Source organism: Mesorhizobium sp. P3_A9, from assembly GCF_056402975.1.
Window position 1 is genome coordinate 1 of sequence record NZ_JBFUGJ010000260.1, and the last position, 8,561, is coordinate 8,561.

The 8,561-nt window shown below is 61.0% G+C and carries 10 protein-coding genes; 8 read left to right on the plus strand and 2 right to left on the minus strand.

Going from position 1 to position 8,561, the window contains the following annotated elements:
- Positions 1 to 59 precede the first annotated feature (59 nt).
- Together fixJ and AC1DX0_RS26185 are read right to left on the minus strand one after the other, a co-directional pair.
- A complete protein-coding gene (fixJ, locus tag AC1DX0_RS26180; RefSeq protein WP_477222558.1) occupies positions 60 to 680 on the minus strand; it encodes a response regulator FixJ in 621 nt (206 codons plus the stop codon).
- A complete protein-coding gene (locus tag AC1DX0_RS26185; protein WP_477222559.1) occupies positions 667 to 2,187 on the minus strand; it encodes a PAS domain S-box protein in 1,521 nt (506 codons plus the stop codon). The genes fixJ and AC1DX0_RS26185 overlap by 14 nt, the downstream gene beginning before the upstream one ends.
- A 285-nt stretch (positions 2,188 to 2,472) precedes the next feature.
- On the opposite strand from AC1DX0_RS26185, the gene AC1DX0_RS26190 reads away from it, so the two are divergent.
- From AC1DX0_RS26190 to AC1DX0_RS26225, 8 genes are all read left to right on the plus strand, one after another.
- Positions 2,473 to 2,919: a pseudoazurin gene (locus AC1DX0_RS26190; RefSeq protein WP_477222560.1), complete on the plus strand. Its 447-nt coding sequence runs from the start codon at positions 2,473 to 2,475 to the stop codon at positions 2,917 to 2,919.
- Between the two features lie 224 nt (positions 2,920 to 3,143).
- Positions 3,144 to 4,247, plus strand: a complete 1,104-nt coding sequence (gene nirK / locus AC1DX0_RS26195; RefSeq protein WP_477222561.1) for a copper-containing nitrite reductase — start codon at positions 3,144 to 3,146, stop codon at positions 4,245 to 4,247.
- A 78-nt stretch (positions 4,248 to 4,325) separates the two neighbouring features.
- On the plus strand, positions 4,326 to 5,189 hold the full coding sequence (locus AC1DX0_RS26200) for an SUMF1/EgtB/PvdO family nonheme iron enzyme (protein ID WP_477357342.1): 864 nt from the start codon (positions 4,326 to 4,328) through the stop codon (positions 5,187 to 5,189).
- 61 nt (positions 5,190 to 5,250) lie between these two features.
- On the plus strand, positions 5,251 to 5,703 hold the full coding sequence (locus AC1DX0_RS26205; RefSeq protein ID WP_477222563.1) for a group III truncated hemoglobin: 453 nt from the start codon (positions 5,251 to 5,253) through the stop codon (positions 5,701 to 5,703).
- A 156-nt stretch (positions 5,704 to 5,859) separates the two neighbouring features.
- On the plus strand, positions 5,860 to 7,512 hold the full coding sequence (gene ccoN, locus AC1DX0_RS26210) for a cytochrome-c oxidase, cbb3-type subunit I (protein WP_477222564.1): 1,653 nt from the start codon (positions 5,860 to 5,862) through the stop codon (positions 7,510 to 7,512).
- A gap of 5 nt (positions 7,513 to 7,517) precedes the next feature.
- A complete protein-coding gene (gene ccoO / locus AC1DX0_RS26215) occupies positions 7,518 to 8,258 on the plus strand; it encodes a cytochrome-c oxidase, cbb3-type subunit II (RefSeq protein ID WP_477222565.1) in 741 nt (246 codons plus the stop codon).
- Positions 8,255 to 8,425 (plus strand): cbb3-type cytochrome c oxidase subunit 3, encoded by a 171-nt coding sequence (locus AC1DX0_RS26220; RefSeq protein ID WP_477222566.1) that lies wholly within the window; start codon positions 8,255 to 8,257, stop codon positions 8,423 to 8,425. Before ccoO ends, AC1DX0_RS26220 begins: the two co-directional genes overlap by 4 nt.
- Positions 8,416 to 8,561, plus strand: a 146-nt coding sequence (locus AC1DX0_RS26225; protein ID WP_477357344.1) for a cbb3-type cytochrome c oxidase N-terminal domain-containing protein, incomplete at its 3' end; no start/stop codon positions are given. The genes AC1DX0_RS26220 and AC1DX0_RS26225, both read left to right, overlap by 10 nt.

Below are 8,561 nucleotides of genomic sequence, written 5' to 3' on the forward strand. Positions count from 1 at the left end.
ATATGGCGCCTGATGCCTTGCGCCAGATCAATCCTTGCAAAATTCAGATTGGGCGAAATTCAGGCTGGGCCGAAACCGGCGGCCAATGCCATCCGCACGAGCTGCGGCAGACTTGTCGCCTGCATCTTGGCCATGACGTTGGCGCGGTGCACCTCGACGGTGCGTGGGCTGATATTCAGATCATAGGCGATCGACTTGTTGGGCAATCCAGCCACAACGCCCGAGAGAACCTGGCGTTCACGGTCGCTGAGCCGCCCAAGCCTCGTCTGGATCGAAGCGACATCGTCGAGCTCCACCGGCTTGTCGACAAGCTGTTCGGCCGCACGCTGGATGGCTTCGATGAGGACAACGTCCTCGAACGGCTTCTCGATGAAATCCGTGGCGCCGGCCTTCATCGCCTCGACCGCCATGGGGACATCGCCGTGACCGGTGATGACAACGGCTGGAAGTGCGGCATTGGCGCTCACGAGATTTCGCAAAAGCTCCACCCCGGTCATGTCAGGCATGCGCAGGTCGGTCACCAGAACACCATTTCTGATGCTTGAAGCCGCGACCAGAAAGTCGGTTGCGCTCTCATGCATCTTGACGGCGAAGCCGGACATTGTGAGCAGAAAAGCCAACGACTTCCTGACCGCTTCCTCGTCATCGACGATGTGAACGATGTAGTCACCCGTCTCCATGCGCGTCCTCTTCCGTAAATGCGGGGAGCGTGAACCTGAACGTCGCGCCACCGGCAGCGTTGCGGCTCACCGTCATCGTGCCACCATGCGCTTCGACGATCCGCTTGGAGATCGACAGTCCAATTCCCATGCCGCCAGGCTTTGTCGTCACGAAGGGTTTGAAAAGCTGGCCGGAAATCTCCTCGGAAATCCCTGGCCCGGTGTCTTCGACGACGACGGCGATTTCGCCATCCTGCGCGGCATGGGTGCGCACGACAAGCTCGCGGCGCGCGCTGTCGTGCATGGCGTCCATGGCATTGCGCATCAGGTTGGTCAGCACCTGCTGGATCTGTATGCGGTCGACCAGCACGGTTGCCGGTCCGGGCGCGAAGTCGAACACCGTCCGCACCCCGCGTTCTCGCGATCCCACCAAGGCCAGGGCCCCAGCCTCTTCCACCAGGCTGCGAAGGTTCTCCGGCGCCTTCTCGGTGGCGCCCTTGGTGACGAATTCGCGAAGATGGCGGATGATCTGCCCCGCGCGCAGCGACTGCCGCGCGGTTTCCTCCAGCGCAGACCGCATCTTGGCCGCCACGGCGTCATCCATGTCGCGCAGCAGGCGGGCACAGCCTTGTACGTAGTTCGCAATCGCCGAAAGCGGCTGGTTCAACTCGTGGGCGAGCGTCGAGGCCATTTCGCCAAGTTCGTTGAGGCGTGCCAACCTCGCCAGTTCGCCCTGGACTTCATGCAGACGCGCCGCCGATTCCTGACGCTCGGTAAGGTCGCGGATGAAGCCGGTAAAAAACGTCTTGCCACCCGACTTCATCTCGCCGACCGCCAGTTTCATCGGAAACGTCGAGCCGTCCTTGCGTCGTCCGACGACAACGCGATCGATTCCGATGATCCGTTTTTCCCCGGTGGTCAGGTACCTGTGCATGTAGCCATCATGCTCGTGGCGATAAGGCTCCGGCATCAGCAGGCGCACATTCTCTCCGACGACCTCTTCTTCGGCATAGCCGAACTGCCTAACCGCGGCGGCATTGAACGAAACGATCGTGCCGTCCTTTTCGATGACGACGGTCGCGTCGGTCACCGTATCGAGAATGGAGCGAAGATGGGCCTCGCGAGCATCGAGCGCGCTTTCGGCCCGATCGATTGCCTTGCTGGCGTGGTGCAGCATTTCGCCCATCCAGGCGATTGCCAGGCCGACCGAGGCGAAGACGACGAGTTCAACCGGATTGTGGGCAAGATCGTGCTGAAAATTGTCCAGCCAGAATGCTCCGCCTAACGAAAGCGCCACGGACAACAGCCCGGGCCGGATGCCGCCGGCGATCGAGGCGATGAGGATGGCAGGCGTAAAGAGAGTAAAAGTCGCCCGGTCTTCGAGCACTCCTTGCAGCAGAATTCGGATCAGGACAGCGGCTGCGACCATGACAATCGCCAGCAAATAGCCATCGCGTCCTTCGAAACGGCGAGACAGCACCGCTTGCAGGAAGCGTCCTTTGATACCGGTAATGTCCCGCGCTGGCATGAAATTGGTCACCGCTGAGCTGAAAGGATGCTGCCAAGCTCAGCCAACGTAACTGAACACCTGTCACTTAGCGCATTTTTTCCGTTCGTCCCGAACAGAATGGGAAGGAGCGCTGGCCCGCGAGGCAAGCAAGCGGGCCGTAGTTCCTCACGGCGTGCCGGATGGCCGCGTCATATCCGGATATTTCGTGCGCCGGTTTGCGCCAGCGCAAATCGCAATGCCATCCCCCAGCGTAGAAAGCCGCAACGGTTGATGCCGTGATGAACCCAGGAAAGGAACTATTCCATGAAACTGCCCCTGATCGCCGCGGCCATCGCGTTGTTCGCTCTGACCGGCTCGGCAAGCGCTGAAGAACACGTCGTCCAGATGCTCAACAAGGGCGACAAGGGCTCGATGGTCTTCCAGCCCGCTTACATAAAAGCTGTGGCCGGAGACACGATCAAGTTCGTGCCAACCGACAAAACCCACAATGCCGAAACCATCAAGGGAATGTTGCCGGACGGCGCTGACCCCTTCAAGGGAAAAGCAAGCGAGGAGATCACCGTGACCCTAACCAAGGAAGGCGTCTACGGCGTGAAATGCGCACCCCACTACGGCATGGGCATGGTTGCCTTGATCGTCGTCGGCAAGCCTGTGAACCTCGACGCTGCAGAGGCGGTCAAGCAGCCCGGCAAAGCCAAAACGGTGTTTGCGGAGCTGTTCGGCGAGGCGACGAAAGCCGCCTCCAACTGACCCTCCATAGATACCCTCCGGTTGGCGATCGCCGGAGGGAAACGGCCGGACGGACCATGGGGGAGGTCCAGTCCGGCCTATTTCGTATAGAGCGCTCCGCACGACCCTCTCCCGCCAACTCGACAGTCGCCCGGAAATAAGTGCGGTTTGCGCCAGCGCAAAGACGGTTCCCGCAAACAGGCTAATCTCAGCGCATCAAGTGGTTGACGCACAAGGAGATTGAAATGCTTACGCGACGTGAAGCTCTGCTGGGATCTGTCCTTACTGCAGCCGCGGTGGCGGCGATCGGCGCAATGCCGGCTGTGGCGAACGCCAAGGAAGTGGCCGGACTGCCGCGCGAAAAGGTCACCCTTGTCGCGCCACCCTTCGTCCACGAGCACGACCAGGTGGCCAAGGACGGTCCGAAAGTCGTCGAGTTCACCATGACAATCGAGGAGAAGCCCGTCGTCATCGACGCCGATGGGACGCAGCTCAATGCAATGACCTACAATGGCTCGATCCCTGGTCCGCTGATGGTTGTCCATCAAGGCGACTATATCGAGCTCACCCTCATCAATCCCGACACCAACACGCTTGCGCACAACATCGACTTCCACGCTGCCACCGGCGCGCTTGGTGGCGGCGGGCTGACCCTGATCAACCCCGGCGAGCAGGTAACGCTGCGCTTCAAGGCAACGCGCACGGGGACGTTCGTCTACCACTGCGCCCCCGGCGGACCGATGATCCCGTGGCACGTCGTGTCGGGCATGAGCGGTGCGGTAATGGTGCTGCCGCGTGACGGCCTAAGGGACGACAAGGGCAAATCCATCCGCTACGACCGCATCTACTATATCGGCGAAAACGACTTCTACGTCCCTCGCGACGAGCAGGGCAAATTCAAGAAATACGATACCGCCGGCGACAACTACGACGACACCGTCAAGGTCCTGCGCGGATTGATCCCGACCCACGTCGTGTTCAATGGCAAGGCAGGATCGCTGACCGGCGAGAACGCCATGAAGGCGAAGGTCGGCGAGACTGTTCTGATCGTCCATTCGCAAGCCAACCGCGATACGCGGCCGCATCTGATCGGCGGGCACGGCGATTACGTCTGGGAGCAAGGCAAGTTCGCCAACCCGCCCGCAAAGGACCTGGAGACCTGGTTCATTCGCGGTGGCTCGGCCGGCTCGGCCCTGTACACATTCCTGCAGCCGGGCATCTACGCCTACGTGAACCACAATCTGATCGAGGCCGTGGAACTTGGCGCGACCGCGCATTTTACGGTCGACGGAACCTGGGATGACGACCTGATGAAGCAGGTCGAAGCCCCAAGGGCCATTACGTCATAGTGACGAGGATCCGATCCTGAACATCGACGCGACCTTGCGCCATCCGCGCAAGGTCACGTACGCGCCGGACGAAACGCCATGTCTTTCAATCCCATCGTTGCCCTCGGAAGTATCGCGACTGCCGCGTTGATCGTCATGGGCGCGACCAGCGCGCTTGATAGGTTAGCCGGTTCGCTCATGGCGAGCCCCGAACTTGTGACCCTCGCGCCCRGATCGTTCGACCATCCTCAACCAGGTGAATTCCTCGGCGAAGGCCATCCTGTCGCAGCGCCGCGCATCCTGGCAAGGGTCGGTGCTCCGCTGAAGATYATGAAGTACCAGGTGAGTGCATCCGAATACGGACATTGCGTCAACGCCGGCAGTTGCAAGGCGGCTGACACTCAGGGCAGCGGCAATTTGCCGGTTACCGGCGTTAGCCACATCGACGCCGAGGCCTATGCGGCCTGGCTCTCGGCCCAGACCGGCGCGACCTGGCGGCTTCCGACAGATGAGGAATGGGCCTACGCCGCCAGCGAACGGTTCCACGGCGACATCGAGGGCGGCGCCGGCGATCCCAACAATCCGGCGCTGCGCTGGCTCGCCCAGTATCGCACCGAGGCTTCGCTCGGACGTAAATCGGATCCAGAGCCGAGGTTTCAGGGAGCGTTTGGTACCAACTCAAAAGGGTTGGCGGATATCGCGGGCAATGTCTGGGAATGGACATCGACCTGCTACCTCCACGCAGCGGTAGCCGCTGACGGCATCACCATTGTGAGTTCGATTGACAATTGTGGGGTGCATGTCGTGGAGGGGTTCCACCGCACATACATGTCCAACTTCATCCGGGACGGGAAAAGTGGTGGCTGTGCGGTCGGCACGCCGCCAGACAATCTGGGTTTCCGCCTTGTCCGCGAACGGCTCAACGTCGTGCGAGCCACCCTGCGCCGTCTTGGATTCTCTTGACGCGCGGATGCCGCGTTTCGAGGCGAGGCTTGGAGAGAACACAATCGCCGAAAGGATCACCATGAGTTCATCCGCCATCGATCAGGCGCGGCCGGCTGCCGAGCAGCCGTTGGCCGATGCGGGAGTTGACCGGGCGAGCATTGGCGCGCTGGTCCGCGAATTCTATTCCAGACTGCGGACGAACAAACGGCTCGGGCCGATCTTCGCGCGTGAGATCACCGGCGACTGGGAGCCGCACCTCGAGAAAATGACCGACTTCTGGTGTTCCGTCATTCTCAAGACCGGCGACTATCACGGGCGCCCGGTGCCTGCGCATCTGAAACTGAAGGACGTGACCGAGGCCGATTTCGACATCTGGCTGGGTATATTTGGGGAGACAGCGGCAGCGCTCTTTGCCCCGCAAACGGCTGCGGTCTTTGTCGATCGAGCCGAACGCATTGCGAAAAGCCTCAAGCTGGCGATGTTCTTTCGCCTTCCGCCGGCTGATAGCGTTTCGGCTGTCCAGGACGGCTGAGCAGGAACACTTGCCCGGCGCCCGCCGCTCGAAAAGCGACAACCTCTTCTTGGTGAAATCGGCTCGCGTTTGCGCCAGATCAAATCAGCGGCCGCGCACCCATGCGAAACCCGAGGGACGATTTCGCCCTGACGGGGCATCTGACGGTGGACGCACATGCTCGCTCAACTGACATCCGGCGAACGCCAACTTTCAATCGTCGTGCTGATCCTGATGACCATGGTCGGACTGGCCATGGCGGCAGCGGGTCGCGGCGATCCGATCGGCGTGCACGGCTTCATCATCGTGGTTGCAAGCATTGCGATGATCTTCGTCCTGCTTTCAGTGTTTTACGCCCCCGAACCGTCTGCCGAACGTCTGGATCACTATTATGACGACCCGAGCAAGGTGGGCGTCATCCTCACCATGATCTGGGCCATGGTCGGCATGTTCTTCGGCGTCTGGGTGGCGAGCCTGCTGGCCTGGCCGGATCTGACATTCGATGCGGCCTGGGCCAGTTTTGGCCGCTTGCGGCCGGTTCATACCAGCGGCGTGATCTTCGGCTTTGGCGGCAATGCGCTGATCGCAACGTCTTTCCATGTGCTGCAGCGGACCTCACGCGCCCGGCTGCCCGACCAGTTCAGTCCCTGGTTCGTCCTGCTCGGCTACAATTTGTTCTGCGTCCTGGCCGCGACCGGCTATTTCATGGGCGTCACGCAGTCGAAGGAATATGCGGAACCGGAATGGTACGCCGATATCTGGCTGGTCATCGTCTGGGTGGTGTATTTCGCGATCTACATTCGCACGCTGGCTCGCCGCAAGGAGCCGCACATCTACGTCGCCAACTGGTACTACATGGCCTTCATCCTGGTCGTGGCGATCCTCCATATCGTCAACAACCTGGCCGTGCCGGTGTCGTTCGGCCACGCCAAAAGCTATTCGGCATTTTCCGGCGTCCAGGACGCGATGGTCCAGTGGTGGTACGGCCACAACGCCGTCGCGTTCTTCCTCACCTCCGGCTTCCTCGGAATGATGTACTACTACCTGCCCAAGCGGGCCGGTCGGCCGATCTATTCCTACCGGCTGTCGATCATCAGCTTCTGGGGCATCACCTTCATGTATATGTGGGCCGGGTCACACCACCTGCATTACACCGCCCTGCCCGAATGGGTGCAAACGCTGGGCATGACGTTTTCGCTGGTCCTCCTGGTGCCGTCATGGGCCTCGGCGGGAAACGCGCTCGCCACCCTCAACGGCGCCTGGCACAAGGTGCGCGACGACGCCACGCTGCGTTTCATGATGGCGGCGGCGGTGTTTTATGGCCTGACCACCTTTGAAGGATCGTTCATGGCGATCCGTCCGGTCAACGCGCTTTCCCACTATACCGACTGGACCATTGGTCACGTCCATGCCGGTGCCCTGGGCTGGGTGGCGCTCATCACCTTCGGCTCGCTCTACTGTCTGGTGCCGGCACTCTGGAAGCGCGAACGGATGTACTCGGCCAGGCTGGTCGAGGTGCATTTCTGGTTGGCGATCTCGGGAACGGTCATCTACGTCTTCGCCATGTGGAATTCCGGAATTCTGCAAGGCTTGATGTGGCGGACCTACAACGAGAACGGAACGCTCACCTATTCCTTCATTGAATCCATGGTGGCGATGCATCCCTACTACATCGCGCGCGCCTTTGGCGGGCTGCTGTTCCTGCTCGGTGCCATCACCGGCTCCTACAACATGCTGATGACGATCCGCGGCCATTCGCAAGCCGCGCTGCAACCGGGCGATGACACGCCGCAGCGCCATCTGGCGCCTGTCGCCCAGCCGGCGGAGTGAGGACCATGCCAGAGTTCCACCGCAAAATCGAACGCAGCGCCATCGGCTTCGTCCTTGCCATCGTCGTCGTCTCCAGCATTGGCGGCTTCGTGGAAATCGCCCCGCTGTTCACCATCGACAACACAGTCGAGAACGCGCCGGACATGCGGGTCTACACCCCGCTGGAGCAGGCCGGCCGCAACATCTACATGCGCGAGGGTTGCTACGCCTGCCACTCGCAAATGATCCGGACATTGCGCGACGAAGTCGAACGCTACGGCCCTTATTCGCTCGCCGTTGAATCGAAATACGATCATCCGATGTTGTGGGGATCAAAGCGCACCGGTCCGGATCTGGCTCGCATCGGCGGCAAATATTCCGACGCCTGGCAGGTCGCCCACCTGATCAACCCGCGCGCCGTGGTTCCGGAATCGATCATGCCGAAATTTGGCTGGCTGCGCGACAATCCGCTGCGCATCGATGACCTCGGCGAGCATCTCACCGCGCTCCGGGACGTCGGCGTTCCCTACACCGACGACATGATCGCCAACGCGACCCAGGATGCGCTCGGCCAAACCGCGCCGGATGGTGATTTCGCCGCCGGCGTTATCAAGCGCTACGGGCAAGCAACGCAGGTCAGGGCCTTCGACGGCAATCCGGCCACCGTTACCGAAATGGACGCGCTGGTCGCCTATCTGCAGATCCTTGGCCGCCTGACTGGCGCCGCCCAGGCGGAAATTGTCGTCCAGCCGGAGGACGGCGAATGAGCTGGGAACACGAAGCCGTCGTCGGCTTCTCCAAAAGCTGGGGCCTTTTCTATCTGATCGCGATGGCAGTTGGCGTCCTCGTCTACACGTTCTGGCCGTCGAACAAGAAGCGGTTTGAAAGGGCGAAAGACAGCATTCTCGACGGAGATGACAAGTCATGGAAATAGGCGAGCGCGATCCCGTCACGGGACAGGTCACGACCGGCCATGAGTGGAATGGCATCAAGGAACTCTACACGCCGATTCCGCGCATTGTCTTCTTCTTCCTAGCCACCACCATCCTTTTTGCCGTGTGCTACTGGGT